Genomic DNA, 17087 nt, shown 5'->3' on the forward strand with positions numbered 1-17087 from the left:
GATAAGCGCTGAAGGCATCTAAGCGCGAAGCCTCCCTCAAGATGAGATTTCCCACTTTTTAAGGTAAGACCCCAGATAGACCATCTGGTTGATAGGCCTAGGGTGTAAGGGCAGCAATGTCTTTAGCTGATAGGTACTAATCGGTCGAGGACTTGACCAGATTTTGCATTGTTTAATTTTGAAGGTACATTTGTATCTTATCCAGTGACAATAGCGAGGAGGCTACACCTGTTCCCATATCGAACACAGAAGTTAAGCTCCTCAGCGCTGATGGTACTTGGGCGGTAGCGCCCTGGGAGAGTAGGTCGTCGCTGGTTTGATGTGGCGGCGTAGCTTAGTTGGCTAGAGCGTCCGGTTCATACCCGGAAGGTCGGTGGTTCAAGTCCACTCGCCGCTACCATTATTAAGGCCCATTGGTCAAGCGGTCAAGACACCGCCCTTTCACGGCGGTAACCCGAGTTCGATTCTCGGATGGGTCACCAATTTTGGCTCGGTAGTTCAGTTGGTTAGAATGCCAGCCTGTCACGCTGGAGGTCGAGGGTTCGAGCCCCTTCCGAGTCGCCAATTTTATATTAGCTGGTGTGGCTCAACGGTAGAGCAGCTGACTTGTAATCAGCAGGTTGGGGGTTCGATTCCCTTCGCCAGCTCCATATATATGCGGATGTAGTTCAATGGTAGAACTCCAGCCTTCCAAGCTGGTAGCGTGGGTTCGATTCCCATCATCCGCTCCAATTTATGGGTTCATAGCTCAGTTGGATAGAGCAACGGCCTTCTAAGCCGTGTGTCCGGGGTTCGAATCCCTGTGGACCCGCCATATAATGGGGTATAGCCAAGTCGGTAAGGCACCAGACTTTGACTCTGGCATGCGTAGGTTCGAGTCCTGCTACCCCAGCCATGAATTTGACCCATTAGCTCAGTAGGTAGAGCACTTGACTTTTAATCAAGGTGTCCCGCGTTCGAGCCGCGGATGGGTCACCATTATGTTTTTCTTGATTCACATCGGAGGGGTATAGCTCAGTTGGTAGAGCAGTGGTCTCCAAAACCACGTGCCGAGGGTTCAAGTCCTTCTGCCCCTGCCAATGTTTTACATAAATATCGGGGTGTAGCGCAGTTTGGTAGCGCATCTGGTTTGGGACCAGAGGGCCGCGGGTTCAAATCCTGCCACCCCGACCATTTTGGGCTTGTAGCTCAGGTGGTTAGAGCGCACGCCTGATAAGCGTGAGGTCGGAGGTTCGAGTCCTCCCAAGCCCACCATTTTAAATATATATTTGCCCAGATAGCTCAGTCGGTAGAGCAGGGGACTGAAAATCCCCGTGTCGGTGGTTCGATTCCGCCTCTGGGCACCATGAAGAAATAGCAAGCATAATATATATGCTTGCTATTTCTTTGTATGTAAGGATATTTTATATGGTATGATAAATATGTGTATAGTATTATAGGAGGAAATTATGAGTACAAAAAAGGTATATAGTTTATTAATTGTAGCAGTGATTTTTTGGGGAACTTCTTTTGCTACAGCAAAGGTAGGAATGGGGGATTTAGCACCTGCTCATTTTTTATTTTTGAGAATTTTTTTTGCAGCAATTGCTTTTTTCTTTATTTTAAGGAGAATGGAACCAGAAAAAAGAAAATTACATAAAGAAGATTTTCCGTATATGATGTATTTAGGATTTATGGGATTTATAGGATATTTTATTGTACAATATACAGCGCTACATTTTACAAGTACAGTAAATGCTTCTTTAATTGTAGGAATTGCTCCTATTATAATTGCAGTTTATGGGACAATTTTTTTAAAGGAAGAATTAAATATTTATAGAATACTAGGTATGATGTTATGTTTTATAGGGATATTGGCAATCATTACAAAAGGTCAATTAGGAGGTCTTTTTAAAAGTAAAACTTTATTTGGAGATTTTTTAATGATTTTGGATGCAGGGATGATGGCTGCATTTTCTATTGGGTCAAAGAGCATACTAGAAAAGTATGATCCTTTTATTGCGATTGCTCATATTAATACGGCATCCCTTGTACTTTTAATTCCTATTATATTGATTCCTAATTCTTTATCGCCTGTTTCTTTTATTTATGTTATTTCAAAACTAAGTATAAAAAATATTTTAGGTGCACTATATTTAGCTATTACTTGTACAGTTATAGGGTATTATGGATGGTATATAGGAATTAAAGAAATTGGAGCTTCTAGAACGGCTGTTTTTAATTATATCAATCCATTAGTGACTTCTATTGTTTCTATGGTTATGTTTCAAGAAGATCTTAGTATATTTACTCTTTTAGGAGGAATAGGAATTATTATAGGAGTATCACTAAATAATATGAAAATATCTTTGGGAAAGAGGTCTGGAAGAGCATCATAAAATGGAATATAATAGAATAAGAATATATTAAGTAGGGGTGAGCAAATGAAACCAGAGGCTTTTTTAAGTTACTATATTTATAATGAAGAAGTATATAAAACAGAAGAAATCCATCCGTTTGAAGAAATTTCTTCGTCTATGATTTATGAGGTTATTCGAATTATTGATGGTATTCCTCTTTTTTTAGAAGAACATTTAGAAAGATTAAGAAAATCAGCAAATATTTTAAATCAAGAGGTACATAAGTCTGATGAAGAAATAGAAAAGGAAATTCTTCAATTGGTTTTAATGAATGATTGTAAAAATATAAATGTAAAACTTCTTTGTACCAATTTGGAAAAAGAAAAGCAAGATTTTTTCACTTATTTGATTCAAAGCTATTATCCAGAAAAAGAGGTGTATGAGAAAGGAATTCATACAGTTTTGTATCATTCAGAGAGAAAAAATCCTAATGCAAAGGTACTCAATACTTCGTTTAAAGAAAGGGTAAAAGAACTTTTAGAAAAAGAAAATGCTTTTGAAGCAATTCTTGTAAACGAAGATGGATCTATTACAGAAGGAAGTCGTTCTAATATGTTTTTTGTAAAAAATAGTAAGGTTTATACAGCTTTAGGGAAAAATGTTTTATTAGGAGTGACTAGAAATAAGATTATGGAGGTTTGCAAAAGTTTAGGAATAGAAGTAATAGAAAAGTCTATTAATGAAAGTGAAATCCCTACTTTGCAAGGAGCTTTTATGTCTGGAACTTCTGTGAATGTGTTACCTATTGAAAGTATAGGAGATGATCATATGAATTCAGTTCATGATCCTATTATTGAAAAAATAGGAAGTGGATACATAGAAGAAATGAACAAATATCTTCAAAGCAAAAGTGCCAAATAAATTCTTGGCACTTTATACATTTACAAAGACTTAAATAGGTGATATGATGTGAAAAAAGATTTTGTGATATTCAAGATGGCAAAGGAATAATATATGGATGTAAAATAAAGTATTGAGGTGAAGAAAATATGATAAGTAAAAAACGAGCCATAACAGGAGCAATCATATTAGTATTGATAACGGGAATTTTTACTTTTACTGTAAGCAATATTGTAGGATTGACAGTAGGAGATAAAGTAGTAATTTCAAAAAGAGATTATACATACTATAAAGACTTAAACAAAACTTATGGAAAAATGTTAGGACTTAAGGAATATATTAATGAAAATTATTATAAACCAGTCAATGAAGCAAACTTTGAGGATTGGCTTATTAGAGGATTGTTTGCTTCATTAGAAGATCCATATTCACAGTATATGGATAAAGCAGAGTTTGCTACATTTATGGAACACACAGAAGGAAACTATTATGGTGGAATTGGTGTCATTATGACTCCAGGAGAGGATGGACTCATTACTGTAGTAGAACCTTTTCAAGGCTCTCCTGGGGATCAAGCAGGTCTAAAGCCTGGAGATAAGATTATAGGAGTGGATGGAGAAGGTGTTATTGCAGAAAGATTAGATCAAGCTGTTACAAAAATAAAAGGAAAAGAAGGTACAAAGGTTACCTTGACTGTTCTTAAAAAAGGAAGTAAAGATCCGGTAGATGTTGTAATCACAAGAGAAAAAGTAAGATCTCAAACTGTATCTACAAAGATGTTAAAGGATCATATAGGTTATATTCGTATGAGCATGTTTGATGAACATACTTCAGAGGACTTCTTAAAAAGATTAAAAGAATTAGAAGATCAAAATATAAAAGGATTGGTTATTGATTTAAGAAATAATCCAGGAGGATTATTGGATGAATGTGTAAAAGTAGCAGATCGATTGTTAGGAGAACAAACCATTGTATATACAATGGATAGAGCTGGCAAGAAAGAATATAAAAAATCTAATAAAGATCATGTAAATTATCCTTTTGTATTATTGGTTAATAAAGGCAGTGCTAGTGCCTCTGAAATTTTATCTGGAGCTGTACAAGATACAAAATCAGGTGAGTTAATAGGAACGACTACCTTTGGAAAAGGACTTGTACAACAAATTCAAGGATTAAAGGATGGTTCAGGTTTTAGATTGACTACAGCTCAATATTTTACACCAAATGGGACTTATATCCATGGAAAAGGAATTGCTCCAGATATTGAAGTACCCCTTCCAAAAGAATTAGAAGAAAAATTATATCTTATTACTTATGAGGAAGATGTACAGTTACAAAAGGCTGTAGAGGTTTTAGAAGAAAAAATAAAGAAATAAGTTTAGAATATGAAAAATATGGGAAAAATGAATAGTGAATTGAAAAGCGTCCAAAAGTTTATGGACGCTTTTGTTATATAAGGAGGTGATGCTTTGAATTATTTTTTACAGCCTTCATTTTTGTTTATTTTCATTCTTTTATGTATACAATATAAAAAAATTTATAAAAGAAGAAAAAAAATTATAGGAAGATCTCATGGTGTAAAGCATATGTTATTTTATGCAATAGGGATAGGTTTATTAGGAGGAATTTTAGGAAGCGTAATCATACTTCAGTTAGGGACGGTTATCAACTTTATGAATTTTATATATGTTCTTCCTTTATCGATCATTCTTATGCTCATTCATCCTAGATATATATGTTTTTCTTATTCAGGGGGATTGTTATCTTTAGGAAGCTTAATTTTTGGGTTCCCAAGGATAGATGTACCAAGTATTATGGAGATTATTGCAATTTTTCATTTGATTGAAAGTATTTTAATTTACTTTGATGGAGATAAAGAGGCCATTCCTATCTTAATAGACGATGAAAAATATGGAATTATAGGTGGATATATGATGCAGAGATTTTGGCCTATTCCAATAATATTTTTTCCTGCATTTTGTATAGCTGCTTTAGGATATGGAGATTTAGCTTTAGGGGAAATTCCAAAAGAAAAGTGCAAAAAATCTGGAAAAAGGTTATTTGTGTACAGTATAAGTTTACTGATTTTAGCTATTTTATCAAGAAATATTTATGGTATAAAATTTATTGCAGCTTTATTTGCTCCTATAGGCCATGAGATCCTTATTGTGTATGGACAAAGGAATGAGAAAAAAAAGATACCTGTTTTTAGAAGTCATAGCAAAGGAGTTACTGTACTTGATTTATATAAAGGAGGAGTAGGAGAGAAAATAGGTTTTGAAAGAGGAGATATTATTTTAACTATGAATGGACGAATTGTATATGATAAAAGTCATATACAAAAGCTGTTACAAGATGGTCTTTATAAACTCTCTATAAAGGCTATAGATTTACATGGTAAAATGAAGATTTTAGAATATAAAGATTCACAACATAAAATAAAAAACTTAGATATTTTAGTGATACCAAAAAATACATCCTTTGTATTTGATATAGATGAAGAAAAGGGAATTTTAAGAAGATTCATAGGTAAGTATACAAAATTGAAAAAAACCGTATGTTCTTAAGCTACATACGGTTTTTTTTGTTACTTTTATTTTTATACATACGAGAATCTGCAATTTTGAATAGTTCCTTATGATCTGTAGAATCTTTAGGAAATTCAGCTATTCCAAAGCTAAAATCTACAAAAAATTTATTTTGATCATAAGTAAGAGGATTTTCACTGATTTTTTGAAAAATAAATTCTATTTTTTTCTGAGTCTGTTTTAAATTGGAATTTAAAAATATGAGTACAAATTCATCTCCTCCAAATCTTCCTAATACATCAGAAGATCGAACATTATTTTTTAGGATATCTGCAAAATGTTGTATGGCTAAGTCTCCTGCTAAATGTCCATATACGTCATTAATTTTTTTAAGATTATTTAAATCGATCATACATAGACAAAATTGTTCATTATATCTTAGTGCACGTTGATAGATATTATTAAAAAGTTCATCAAAATAATGTCTATGATAAAGATGAGTAAGACCGTCGTATCTAGATAAAAATAAAGTTTTTTCAAAAAGAAGTAGATTTTTTATAGCAACTGCTAATTGCCCTGTTAAATATTCTAATATGGCAATATCTTCTTCATTAAAAATGCCATCATGAGAAATATTATCTATATTGACAATTCCATATACTTGGTTATCAATGAGAATAGGCATACGCATAGTAGATTTAATTTGTAATACCTTTGCATTTTTTAATAGATTGTAATTTTTGGAGGACATCTTTTCATAATTAAAATGATCAGGGTTTGGTATAATAATAGATTTGTAATTTTGATGATGTCCTAAAAAAAGTTCTTCAGAAGATAATTTAACTTTTGAAAGTTCTTCTAAATTAAATCCATGTACTGCTTTAAATTCAAATAGATTATCTTCATTTTTTATTAAAATGCTTGCTGTATCTGCTTTATCAATTACTTGTACCATACTATTTACAAAGAGTCTTAATAATTCTTCCATATTTTCAATGGAAACAATAGAATTACTAATTTGAAGTATGATATCTTTCATTTCATTATATTTTTGCATTTCTTTAGTGGTTTGTAGATGTGTGCTTATTATTCTTTGATTGATCGTATAGTAATAAAAACAGATACATCCAATAATTAAAGATAGTATTACAGGATAGAAAAAAGGTAAACAGTTACCTAAGAAATAAAAAAAATAATGTAATATGAAAGGAATACTTACAAGCAAAATAAAAAAATAAAAATTTACTTTTTTGCTTTTATTTATCACAGAATTCACCTACAATTTTATTGATATATCAAAATTTTTCTAACAACAATTGCATATTTGTAGAAATATTATCATTATTAGAATAAAAAGGGTATTATTACTAAAATATGTTCTATCTTTTTATTATATACTATTCATAAATAATTGAAAATGTTTTATAAAAAAGTATTTAAGTAAAACAAAAAATGTCTATAGTAAAAATATACTATTTTTTACAATATAAACTTTAAACATCTAAAAAAGGAATAGATTGACGAAAATAATAGAGAAAGATATAATAAAATCACGAACAAATGTTTGGAAAAAATATGTTTATAAACAAAAAAATTAGGTATAGTATAAAGGAAATGGATATAGATTGAGAGGTTTTTAGTATGAATCAATTTAAAATTGCATCAGAATATAGACCAACAGGGGATCAGCCAAGGGCTATTGAGTCTTTAAGTAATGGAATCAAACAAGGCATAAAGCATCAAACTCTCTTAGGAGTTACAGGTTCAGGAAAAACTTTTACCATGGCCAATGTGATCGAGAAAGTTCAAAAGCCTACTTTAGTCATTGCTCATAATAAGACACTGGCTGCTCAACTTTGCAGTGAATTCAAGGAATTCTTTCCAGAAAATGCAGTAGAATATTTTGTGAGTTATTATGATTATTATCAACCAGAAGCTTATGTAGCTCATACGGATACTTATATAGAAAAAGATGCGCAGATTAATGATGAGATAGACAAGCTTCGCCACTCAGCAACAGCAGCTTTATTTGAAAGAAAAGATGTGATTATTGTAGCAAGTGTATCTTGTATATATGGATTGGGAGACCCTATTGATTATGAAAATCAAGTGTTATCATTAAGACCAGGAATTATAAAGAGTAGAGATGAAATTTTAAAAAAATTAGTTGAAATACAATATATAAGAAATGATGTAAATTTTATAAGAGGAACTTTTAGAGTAAGAGGAGATGTGGTAGAGATTTTTCCTGCTGGATCTTCAGAAAATGCTATAAGAGTGGAATTGTTTGGAGATGAAATCGATCGAATTACAGAAATAAATACTTTGACAGGAGAAATAATAGGACTTAGAAAGCATATATCCATTTTTCCAGCTTCTCACTATGTAACTACAAAAGAAAAGCTTGAAAGAGCTATTGTAGACATAGAAGAAGAATTATATGATCGAGTAAAGCACTTTAAAGAAAATGAGAAATTGATAGAGGCTCAAAGGATTCAGCAAAGGACTATGTATGATATAGAAATGCTAAGGGAAGTAGGATTTTGTCAAGGAATTGAAAATTATTCAAGACATATTTCTCAAAGACCAGCAGGAAGTAAGCCATTTACACTGATAGATTATTTTCCAGATGACTTTTTAATTCTGATAGATGAATCCCATGTAACTATTCCACAGATTCGAGGTATGTATGCAGGAGATCAATCGAGAAAAGGAAATCTAGTAGAATATGGCTTTAGGCTTCCTTCTGCTTATGACAATAGACCTCTGAATTTTAATGAGTTTGAAGAATTGGTTCATCAAATTATTTATGTAAGTGCAACACCTGGTCCTTATGAAAAGGAGCATCAACAAAATGTAGTAGAACAAATTATAAGACCTACAGGACTTATTGATCCTATGATAGATGTAAGACCTATTCATGGACAAATTGATGATTTAATAGAAGAAATTCATCATGTAGTAGATAAAAAGCAAAGAGTACTGATTACAACTCTTACTAAAAAAATGGCTGAAGATTTGACTTCTTATTTTAAAGAAGTGGGGATTAAGGTAAGATATCTTCATTCAGATATAGATACTATTGAGAGAATGGAAATTATAAGAGACCTACGGCTAGGTGTATTTGATGTATTAGTTGGAATTAACCTTTTAAGAGAGGGACTAGATATACCTGAAGTGTCTTTAGTTGCTATTTTAGATGCAGATAAAGAAGGTTTCTTGCGTTCTGAAACATCTTTAATTCAAACCATAGGAAGAGCGGCTAGAAATATAGATGGAAAAGTGATTATGTATGCAGATAAAATAACAGATTCTATGAAAAAAGCTATAGATGAAACTAATAGAAGAAGAGAGATTCAACAAAAATACAATAAAGATCATAATATTACACCTAAGGGAATTGTGAAAAAAGTAAGAGATGTTATTGAGGCTACAAAGGTAGCAGAGGAAGATGTTCAATATGGAATGAAAAAAGATGTAAATCAAATGAGTCAAGAAGAAATAGAAAAATTCATTAAAAATCTTGAAGTAGAAATGAAGGAAGCTGCAGAAAACTTACAATTTGAAAGAGCAGCTCAACTTAGAGATAAAATTATAAAGCTTAAGGAACAGCTTTAATTGAGGTGAAAGAATGGGACAAAATAGTATATTTGTAAAAGGTGCTAGAGAGCATAATTTAAAAAATATAGATATAGAAATTCCAAGAGATCAATTTGTTGTCATGACTGGACTTAGTGGTTCTGGAAAATCTTCTTTAGCTTTTGATACCATTTATGCAGAAGGACAAAGAAGATATGTAGAGAGTTTATCTGCTTATGCGAGACAATTTTTAGGACAAATGGAAAAGCCTGATGTAGATTTGATAGAAGGGTTATCTCCTGCTATTTCTATAGATCAAAAGACTACCAATAAAAATCCAAGATCTACTGTAGGAACTGTAACGGAGGTTTATGATTATTTAAGACTTTTATTTGCAAGGGTAGGTACTCCTCATTGTCCTATTTGTGGAATAGAAATAGAACAACAAACTATAGATCAAATTGTAGATCAAATTATGACATTATCTGAAAGAACAAAGATTCAAATTTTAGCACCTATTGTAAGGGGAAGAAAAGGAGAGCATGTAAAGGTTTTAGAAAAAATAAGAAAAGAAGGATATGTACGTGTACGGGTAGATGGTGAAATCAAAGAGTTGCAAGAAGAAATCACACTTGAAAAAAATAAAAAGCATACCATTGAGGTTGTGATTGATCGAATTATTGTAAAAGATGGAATAGAAAATAGACTTGCAGATTCTATTGAGACAACTCTTCAACTATCAGATGGTTTGGTAGTAGTAAATATTATAGATGGAGAAGATTTAACCTTTAGTACCAAATTTTCTTGTCCTGAGCATGGAATAGGAATTGAAGAATTAGAACCAAGAATGTTTTCTTTTAACAGTCCTTATGGAGCATGTTCTCATTGTAATGGAATAGGGTATCTGCAAAAGGTGGATAAAGATTTAGTGATTCCAAATCCATCTTTAAGCATCAAAGAAGGTGGAATTGCACCTATGGCAAATGCTAGTGAAGGAACGTATTATTTTGAAATGATTGAATCACTTGCCAAAGAGCATGATGTAGATTTAGGGGTTTCTATAAAAGATCTTCCTAAAAAATTTCTAGAAGAAGTATTATATGGTACACAAAAAATTCTTACCTTTACCTATGAAAGTAAATTCGGAGGGCAAAAAACTTATAAAGCTCCTTTTGAAGGGGTGATCAATAATCTAACGAGAAGATATAAAGAGACAAATTCAGATTATATGAGAGAAAAGATAGAAGAATATATGAGTTTTATTTCTTGTGATGATTGCCATGGAGCAAGACTTAAACCAGAGGTTTTATCTGTAAAAATAGAAGGAAAAAATATTTCACAGGTAACAGAGTTTTCAATTAGAGAAGCTTTGGATTTTTTTAGAAATATTCATCTTTCAGAAAAGAAAAAAATCATTGCCAGCCAAATTTTAAAAGAAATTAATGAACGACTAGGATTTTTAGTAGATGTAGGATTAGATTATTTAACTTTATCAAGGGCTGCCGCTACTTTATCAGGAGGAGAGTCTCAAAGGATTCGTTTAGCAACTCAAATTGGTTCAAGATTAGTAGGAGTACTTTATATATTAGATGAACCAAGTATAGGACTTCATCAAAAAGATAATGACAAGCTTATTAAAACATTAAGAAGTTTATCTGATATAGGAAATACCCTTATTGTAGTAGAACATGATGAAGACACTATGTATGCGGCAGATTATATTATAGATATAGGACCAGGAGCAGGAGAACATGGAGGAAACATTATAGCAGCTGGTACTATAGAGGATATTAAAAATTGCGATGCGTCTATTACAGGTCAATATTTATCAGGAAAGAAGAAAATAGAGATTCCAAAAGAGAGAAGAAAGCCAAATGGAAAGTGGTTAAAAGTTATAGGAGCACAAGAAAATAATTTAAAAAATATAGATGTAGCTTTTCCACTTGGGGTTTTTACTTGTGTAACAGGTGTATCTGGATCTGGAAAAAGTACTTTAGTCAATGAGATTTTTTATAAAAAGCTCGCTATGGATCTTCATAGAGCAAAGAGTAGACCAGGAAAGCATAAGGAAATAAAAGGTATTGAAAATATAGATAAAGTAATAGATATTGATCAATCTCCTATCGGAAGAACTCCAAGATCTAATCCTGCTACTTATACAGGGGTATTTGATTTTATCAGAGATTTGTTTTCAAAGGTTCCAGAAGCTAAAATGAGAGGATATCAAAAAGGAAGATTTAGTTTTAATGTAAAGGGTGGAAGATGTGAGGCATGTAAGGGAGATGGAATTATAAAAATTGAGATGCATTTTCTTCCTGATGTTTATGTACCTTGTGATGTATGTAAAGGAAAAAGATACAATAGAGAGACATTAGAGGTAAAATACAAAGGAAAAACCATATCAGATGTATTGGATATGACAGTAGAAGAAGCATTGACTTTTTTTGAAAATGTGCCATCTATTAAAAGAAAATTAGAGACTTTGTATGAAGTAGGTCTTGGATATATAAAGCTAGGACAACCTTCTACTCAATTATCAGGCGGAGAAGCTCAAAGGGTAAAGCTTGCAACAGAGCTTAGTAAAAGAAGTACAGGTAAAACATTATATATACTAGATGAACCTACAACAGGACTTCATGTAGCAGATATTCATAAACTTATAGGCGTTTTAAATAAACTTGTGGATACAGGAAATACAGTATTAGTTATTGAACATAATTTAGATGTGATAAAAGCTTGTGATTATATAATTGATTTAGGACCAGATGGAGGAGATCGAGGAGGTCAAATTGTAGGGGTTGGAACTCCAGAAGAAATTGTAGAAATTTCTAATTCTCATACAGGTGTTTATCTAAAGAAGATTTTCGAAAAAGAAAAACTTTTATAAAGTTTCAATCAAAGTCATAAAAAACGTCACTTTATTCTCGATAAATGTTTCGCTTTTTATGACTTTGGTATCTATTTAAACAAAGGGGAGTGGTGATTTTGAAAAGATATAGATGGATTCTATTTGTTAGTATTTGTATCAGTATGGGTAGTGCTCTTTTTGGTTTTGCAAATTCTAATGAAGTATTAAAAGGTCACTGGGCTGAAAAATTAATAAAACAAGATTTTATAAAAGCACATTGCCAATATTTATATGATCAAAATCATTTTATATTAAAACCTGATGAAGAAATTTATGAGGAAAAATTTATTTGTTCTTTATATAGTATTTTAAATAAAGAATATCCCAAAAGTTATACAGATGCTATAGAGTATTTTGTTTCTAAAAAAATAATACAAAAAGATCAAGTACATATCCATAAAGCATTAGATCGTAAAACAGCAATAAGATGGATGGTAGATGTATATAGACAAGAAAAGGAGATAAAAGATACTACAAATATTCAAAATCCATTTATAGATTTGAATGTATTAGAAACACAATATAAAGAATCAATCTTAGAAGCTTATCATTACGGTTGGGTTAGTGGCTATGCAGATTATACATTTAGACCGAATGAAAAAATGACCCAAATACAAGCTATTTTATTATTAGAAAGATTAGAAGGTGAATTAAAAGTGATAGATCATAAAATTCCATTTCATATTATAGACAAACAAAGTACAAATAATTATATGAAAAATGATATGATAATAGATGAAGGAAAAGAAAAAGTAAATATCACCATTGTTCAATCTTTTCCAACACCTGGATATGATATAGATGTAGATAAAATTGAAAAAAATAAAAATGGAATATTTAATATTTATATTCGTGTTGAAAAACCAGATTCAAATGTATTTTCAGCACAAGTACTCACATCACAAATGATAAAAATAGAAGTCAATAAAAAGGATTTAGGTGTAGGTACTTATGAATTTGACATGATCTATAAAGATTAAAAATATATATCCAACTCTAAAGCTTATGATTGAGACAAAAAAGAGCAAAATTAGAGAATATAACTCTTTTATTTTGCTCTTTTTTAATACATAGGAACCTTTCAAAAAAGATTTTTTAACAAATTAATTTGTAAGAATGATTCCCCGGGCAATATTTTGTTGATTTAACACGACTCCTACGAGATCTCCAATTTTCAAATCATCAAAATCTAAATTCATTTTTTTATCGTTTCTTTGAAGAATAATGATTACATTTTCAGAAATAGTGATATTTGGTTCTATTAAGATACTATTGTCATCAAAATGTTGCTCTATAGTGAATGTCTTATTTTTTTGATCTATTTTTAATATTTCACCATAGATAAAGTTTTCTCCTTTGTAGGGATTACAATCAGGAAAATCTTCAAATACAAAATTGTTTTTTAAAGTCAATGTATGATTATTGTAGGTGCTTGTGCAGTTTAACTTTTCCGATAAAAGGGTAATAGGAATATATAGATGATCTTTATAGTAGATGGTATTTAAGGATTGATTTTCATGATTGATTATAATATTTGTGTTTTTTAAATGAGCTTTTATGATCTGAATATTTTCTTTTGCTAAACCTATAGAAGTTGTAAAAATAAATAAGATAAAAATGATGAAACTTCTTTTAAATAAACCTTTCATAAATAATCCTCCTTGACAAATGTGATATTGTAAGTATGAACAATAAATTAAAAAACTATACATATTTTATTGTAAATAGGGAACACTATTTTTCTTGTGTATATTTGCGTTAAAGATGGAATGAATCTGATATACTATTATGATAGAAATGTTATGAAAGGAATTTTATCAAAGAAATGAGAGGAAAAAATGTTTGACATAAAAGAACAACTAAAAAAGCTACCAGACAAGCCTGGTGTTTATTTGATGAAGGATAAAAAAGATGAAATTATTTATGTAGGAAAAGCAATTTCATTAAAAAATAGAGTGAGGCAATATTTTCAGTCCTCTAAAAATCATGCTCCAAAGGTAGTGGCTATGGTTTCTAATATATGTGAGTTTGAATATATCATTACGGATTCAGAAGTAGAGGCATTGATTCTAGAGAGTAATTTGATTAAAAAGCATAGACCTAAATATAATATTTTACTTCGTGATGACAAGCAGTATCCTTATATTAAAGTGACATTAGGAGAGAAGTATCCAAGGATTTTAAAGACAAGAAGAATTGTCAAAGATAAAGCCAAGTATTTTGGGCCTTATATTCATGTAGGAGCAGTCAATCAAACCATTGAAATGTTAAAGACGTTGTATCCTATTAGAAGTTGTAATAAAAATATTGAAAAAAATAAGGATCGGCCTTGTTTAAATTTTCATATTCATAAATGTATAGGTCCTTGTACAGGAAATATAGAGGATCAACAATATATGAAAATGATTGATGAAATTATATTGTTTTTAAGTGGAAAATATGAAGCTTTAGAAAAAAAGATAGAAGAAAAAATGAAAGAAGCAGCATCAGATATGAATTTTGAAAAAGCAGCAGAGTATAGAGATCAAATAAGTGCTATTCATAGCATTATGGAAAAACAAAAAATTGTTTCATCTTCAGAGGTAGATCAAGATTTGATTGCAATGGCAAAAGGGGTAGAAGATGTATGTGTAATGATTTTCTTTGTGAGAGGTGGAAAACTCATAGGAAGAGAACATTATATGATGGATGGAAAAGAAGAGAGTAGAGAGGAAATTATGAGTGCGTTTATCAAGCAATTTTATGCAGAAGTTGCCTTTGTTCCTAAAGAAATTTTAATAGATGAAAAAATAGAAGATGAAGAATTAATCAGTAGATGGCTTTCTACAAAAAAAGATGAAAAAGTTATGATTAGACATCCACAAAGGGGTGAGAAAAAAGCATTATTAGATTTGGTATATAAAAATGCAGTAGAAGTTTTAGAACAATTTAGAGAAAAATTAATAAGAGATAGAGAAAAAAGTGAAGGAGCTATGAACCTTTTAGGAAAATGTTTAGGTCTTAAAAATCCTCCCTTTAGAATTGAATCCTTTGATATTTCTAATATACAAGGAGTTCATTCTGTGGCTTCTATGGTAGTATTTGAAAATGGAAAACCAAAGTATAGTGATTATAGAAGGTTTAAAATAAAAACAATAGAAGGGCCTAATGACTATGGAAGTATGCAGGAGGTTATCTATAGAAGATTTAAAAGAGGCTTAGAAGAAAAAGAAAATATGAAAGAAAAAGGAATTATAGATGATTTAGGTAAATTTTCTAAGTTTCCAGATTTATTATTAATAGATGGTGGACAAGGACATGTACATGCAGTATTACAAGTTTTATATGCACTAGGGATTTCTATTCCTACAGCAGGAATGGTAAAGGATGATTACCATAGAACAAGGGATTTATTTTATGAAGATGAGCTTTTATCTATTTATGAAAAAAAGGATGTATTTCAGTTTATAGGTAAAATACAAGAGGAGACTCATAGATTTGCTATTACTTATCATAAAAGCTTAAGAGGAAAAACTATGACTCAGTCTATATTAGAAGAAATACCTGAAATTGGAGAAAAAAGAAAAAAGGTGCTTTTGAAGCATTTTGGATCAGTAAAAAGAATTAAAGAAGCTTCTTTAGATGAATTGTCTCAAGTAGAGGGAATGAACCAAAGAGCTGCACAAAATATAAAAAATTATTTTAAAAATGAAAAAGGAGTAGATAAATAGATGGAGTATGTAACCATTGATGATATGATTGAAGATTTAAATCTAGAAGTAATTTATGAGCCAGATGAGTCAGATGTTCGAATCGATGTGAGTGAAATTAATAGACCAGGTCTTCAATTAGCTGGATTTTATCAATATTTTGCTTATGAAAGAGTACAAGTCATAGGGATGGTAGAGTGGGAATATTTTAATATATTGAATCATGATATAAGAACAAAAAGAGTGGAAAGATTATTTTCGCATCATATTCCATGTATGATTATTGCAAGAAATATGGAGGTTCATGAGGAATGCTTAGAAGCAGCTAAAAAATTTAAAAGACATTTATTAAGAACAGAAGTAAGTACCACAAAATTTATGAGTCAGCTTACCAATTATTTAGATGATAAATTAGCTCCTGTAATTACTAGACATGGAGTATTAGTAGATGTGTATGGAATAGGGATTTTAATTATAGGAGAAAGTGGTATCGGGAAAAGTGAAACAGCACTAGAACTCATCAAAAGAGGACATAGATTGGTAGCAGATGATGCAGTAGAGATTAAAAAAACAGATAACAATTCTTTGCAAGGAACTGCACCAGAGCTTACAAAGCATTTTATGGAATTAAGAGGTATTGGCATATTAGATATTCAGCATCTTTATGGAGTAGGAGCAGTGAGAGATAAAAAAACCATTGAACTAGTGATAGAAATGGAGAACTGGAATCCAGAAAAACAATATGATCGATTAGGAATTGATGAGGAGTTTGTAGAAATTTTAGGAGTAGATGTGTATAAACTAACGATTCCTATTAAGCCAGGAAGAAATTTAGCTATTATCATAGAAGCAGCAGCAAGAAATCATAGACAAAAAAGAATGGGATACAATGCAGCAGAAATATTAAATGAAAGATTTGTAGAGATTGCACAAAAAAGCAGGAGGTAACTCCTGCTTTAACTTATAGACAAAGTCATAAAAAACGTCACTAATTTTTAAATTTGGAAAATATATAGAAACGATCGAAAATAGCATTACAAACTCGCTATGCTCAGACAGTGTAATGCTAAGCATTTTCTTACCTATTCTATATTTTCACAAATTCTCAATAAATATTCCTTATTTTTATGACTTTGCTAAAGTA

Annotated in this window: 11 protein-coding genes, 12 tRNA genes and 2 rRNA genes; 23 read left to right on the forward strand and 2 right to left on the reverse strand. The window is 31.0% G+C overall.

What is annotated here, in order from left to right; all coding sequences use genetic code 11:
* The 18 genes from BN2409_RS08525 to BN2409_RS08610 all read left to right on the forward strand — a co-directional run.
* Nucleotides 1-160: ribosomal RNA gene (locus BN2409_RS08525) — 23S ribosomal RNA — on the forward strand; the annotation flags it as partial.
* A gap of 40 nt (nt 161-200) precedes the next feature.
* A 5S ribosomal RNA gene (gene rrf / locus BN2409_RS08530) occupies nt 201-317 on the forward strand.
* A gap of 6 nt (nt 318-323) precedes the next feature.
* Nucleotides 324-400 (forward strand) — tRNA-Met (locus BN2409_RS08535).
* Nucleotides 401-407: 7 nt separating this feature from the next.
* Nucleotides 408-482 (forward strand) — tRNA-Glu (locus BN2409_RS08540).
* Nucleotides 483-487: 5 nt separating this feature from the next.
* Nucleotides 488-564 (forward strand) — tRNA-Asp (locus BN2409_RS08545).
* An 11-nt stretch (nt 565-575) separates the two neighbouring features.
* Nucleotides 576-650, forward strand: a tRNA-Thr gene (locus tag BN2409_RS08550).
* Nucleotides 651-657: 7 nt separating this feature from the next.
* Nucleotides 658-731: transfer RNA gene (locus BN2409_RS08555), tRNA-Gly, on the forward strand.
* Between the two features lie 6 nt (nt 732-737).
* A tRNA-Arg gene (locus tag BN2409_RS08560) sits at nt 738-814 on the forward strand.
* A gap of 5 nt (nt 815-819) precedes the next feature.
* A tRNA-Gln gene (locus BN2409_RS08565) sits at nt 820-895 on the forward strand.
* A gap of 7 nt (nt 896-902) precedes the next feature.
* Nucleotides 903-978: transfer RNA gene (locus tag BN2409_RS08570), tRNA-Lys, on the forward strand.
* Between the two features lie 25 nt (nt 979-1003).
* Nucleotides 1004-1079 (forward strand) — tRNA-Trp (locus tag BN2409_RS08575).
* A gap of 17 nt (nt 1080-1096) precedes the next feature.
* Nucleotides 1097-1173, forward strand: a tRNA-Pro gene (locus BN2409_RS08580).
* 4 nt (nt 1174-1177) lie between these two features.
* A tRNA-Ile gene (locus BN2409_RS08585) sits at nt 1178-1254 on the forward strand.
* A gap of 16 nt (nt 1255-1270) precedes the next feature.
* Nucleotides 1271-1346 (forward strand) — tRNA-Phe (locus BN2409_RS08590).
* Between the two features lie 102 nt (nt 1347-1448).
* A complete protein-coding gene (locus BN2409_RS08595) occupies nt 1449-2378 on the forward strand; it encodes a DMT family transporter (RefSeq protein ID WP_053956247.1) in 930 nt (309 codons plus the stop codon).
* A 45-nt stretch (nt 2379-2423) separates the two neighbouring features.
* Nucleotides 2424-3260, forward strand: a complete 837-nt coding sequence (locus BN2409_RS08600; RefSeq protein WP_053956248.1) for an aminotransferase class IV — start codon at nt 2424-2426, stop codon at nt 3258-3260.
* A 128-nt stretch (nt 3261-3388) separates the two neighbouring features.
* Entirely contained in the window at nt 3389-4615 is a 1227-nt protein-coding gene (locus tag BN2409_RS08605; protein WP_053956249.1) for a S41 family peptidase, read from the forward strand.
* Between the two features lie 93 nt (nt 4616-4708).
* Nucleotides 4709-5806, forward strand: a complete 1098-nt coding sequence (locus BN2409_RS08610) for a PDZ domain-containing protein (protein ID WP_053956250.1) — start codon at nt 4709-4711, stop codon at nt 5804-5806.
* Nucleotide 5807: 1 nt separating this feature from the next.
* Here BN2409_RS08610 and BN2409_RS08615 read toward each other — a convergent pair whose 3' ends face one another.
* Nucleotides 5808-6824, reverse strand: coding sequence for a sensor domain-containing diguanylate cyclase (locus BN2409_RS08615; protein WP_207642561.1), 1017 nt, complete (start codon nt 6822-6824; stop codon nt 5808-5810).
* Nucleotides 6825-7408: 584 nt separating this feature from the next.
* Here BN2409_RS08615 and uvrB point away from each other — a divergent pair.
* The 3 genes from uvrB to BN2409_RS08630 all read left to right on the forward strand — a co-directional run bounded on the left by uvrB (nt 7409) and on the right by BN2409_RS08630 (nt 13234).
* Entirely contained in the window at nt 7409-9385 is a 1977-nt protein-coding gene (gene uvrB, locus BN2409_RS08620) for an excinuclease ABC subunit UvrB (RefSeq protein ID WP_053956252.1), read from the forward strand.
* A gap of 13 nt (nt 9386-9398) precedes the next feature.
* Nucleotides 9399-12233: an excinuclease ABC subunit UvrA gene (gene uvrA / locus BN2409_RS08625; protein WP_053956253.1), complete on the forward strand. Its 2835-nt coding sequence runs from the start codon at nt 9399-9401 to the stop codon at nt 12231-12233.
* Between the two features lie 98 nt (nt 12234-12331).
* Nucleotides 12332-13234 carry a protease complex subunit PrcB family protein gene (locus BN2409_RS08630; RefSeq protein ID WP_053956254.1) on the forward strand — a complete coding sequence of 301 codons (903 nt, stop codon included), beginning with the start codon at nt 12332-12334 and terminating at the stop codon, nt 13232-13234.
* Between the two features lie 123 nt (nt 13235-13357).
* Here the strand turns inward: BN2409_RS08630 and BN2409_RS08635 are convergent, their stop codons facing one another.
* Nucleotides 13358-13903, reverse strand: a complete 546-nt coding sequence (locus BN2409_RS08635; protein ID WP_053956255.1) for a hypothetical protein — start codon at nt 13901-13903, stop codon at nt 13358-13360.
* A gap of 189 nt (nt 13904-14092) precedes the next feature.
* Between BN2409_RS08635 and uvrC the strand changes: the two genes are divergently transcribed.
* The gene (gene uvrC, locus BN2409_RS08640; protein ID WP_053956256.1) at nt 14093-15964 is read left to right on the forward strand and encodes an excinuclease ABC subunit UvrC; all 1872 of its coding nucleotides are present in this window, start codon (nt 14093-14095) and stop codon (nt 15962-15964) included.
* On the forward strand, nt 15965-16891 hold the full coding sequence (gene hprK, locus BN2409_RS08645; protein ID WP_053956257.1) for an HPr(Ser) kinase/phosphatase: 927 nt from the start codon (nt 15965-15967) through the stop codon (nt 16889-16891).
* Nucleotides 16892-17087 lie beyond the last annotated feature (196 nt).

The sequence above is a fragment of the Inediibacterium massiliense genome (assembly GCF_001282725.1).
GTDB classification, from domain to species: domain Bacteria; phylum Bacillota; class Clostridia; order Peptostreptococcales; family Thermotaleaceae; genus Anaerophilus; species Anaerophilus massiliensis.

Coding starts and splice junctions, on each gene's coding strand:
- BN2409_RS08615 (WP_207642561.1), bottom strand. CDS start 6,824: ATGCAAAAATATAATGAAATGAAAGATATCATACTTCAAATTAGTAAT.
- BN2409_RS08605 (WP_053956249.1), top strand. CDS start 3,389: ATGATAAGTAAAAAACGAGCCATAACAGGAGCAATCATATTAGTATTG.
- uvrB (WP_053956252.1), top strand. CDS start 7,409: ATGAATCAATTTAAAATTGCATCAGAATATAGACCAACAGGGGATCAG.
- BN2409_RS08600 (WP_053956248.1), top strand. CDS start 2,424: ATGAAACCAGAGGCTTTTTTAAGTTACTATATTTATAATGAAGAAGTA.
- uvrC (WP_053956256.1), top strand. CDS start 14,093: ATGTTTGACATAAAAGAACAACTAAAAAAGCTACCAGACAAGCCTGGT.
- hprK (WP_053956257.1), top strand. CDS start 15,965: ATGGAGTATGTAACCATTGATGATATGATTGAAGATTTAAATCTAGAA.
- uvrA (WP_053956253.1), top strand. CDS start 9,399: ATGGGACAAAATAGTATATTTGTAAAAGGTGCTAGAGAGCATAATTTA.
- BN2409_RS08635 (WP_053956255.1), bottom strand. CDS start 13,903: ATGAAAGGTTTATTTAAAAGAAGTTTCATCATTTTTATCTTATTTATT.
- BN2409_RS08595 (WP_053956247.1), top strand. CDS start 1,449: ATGAGTACAAAAAAGGTATATAGTTTATTAATTGTAGCAGTGATTTTT.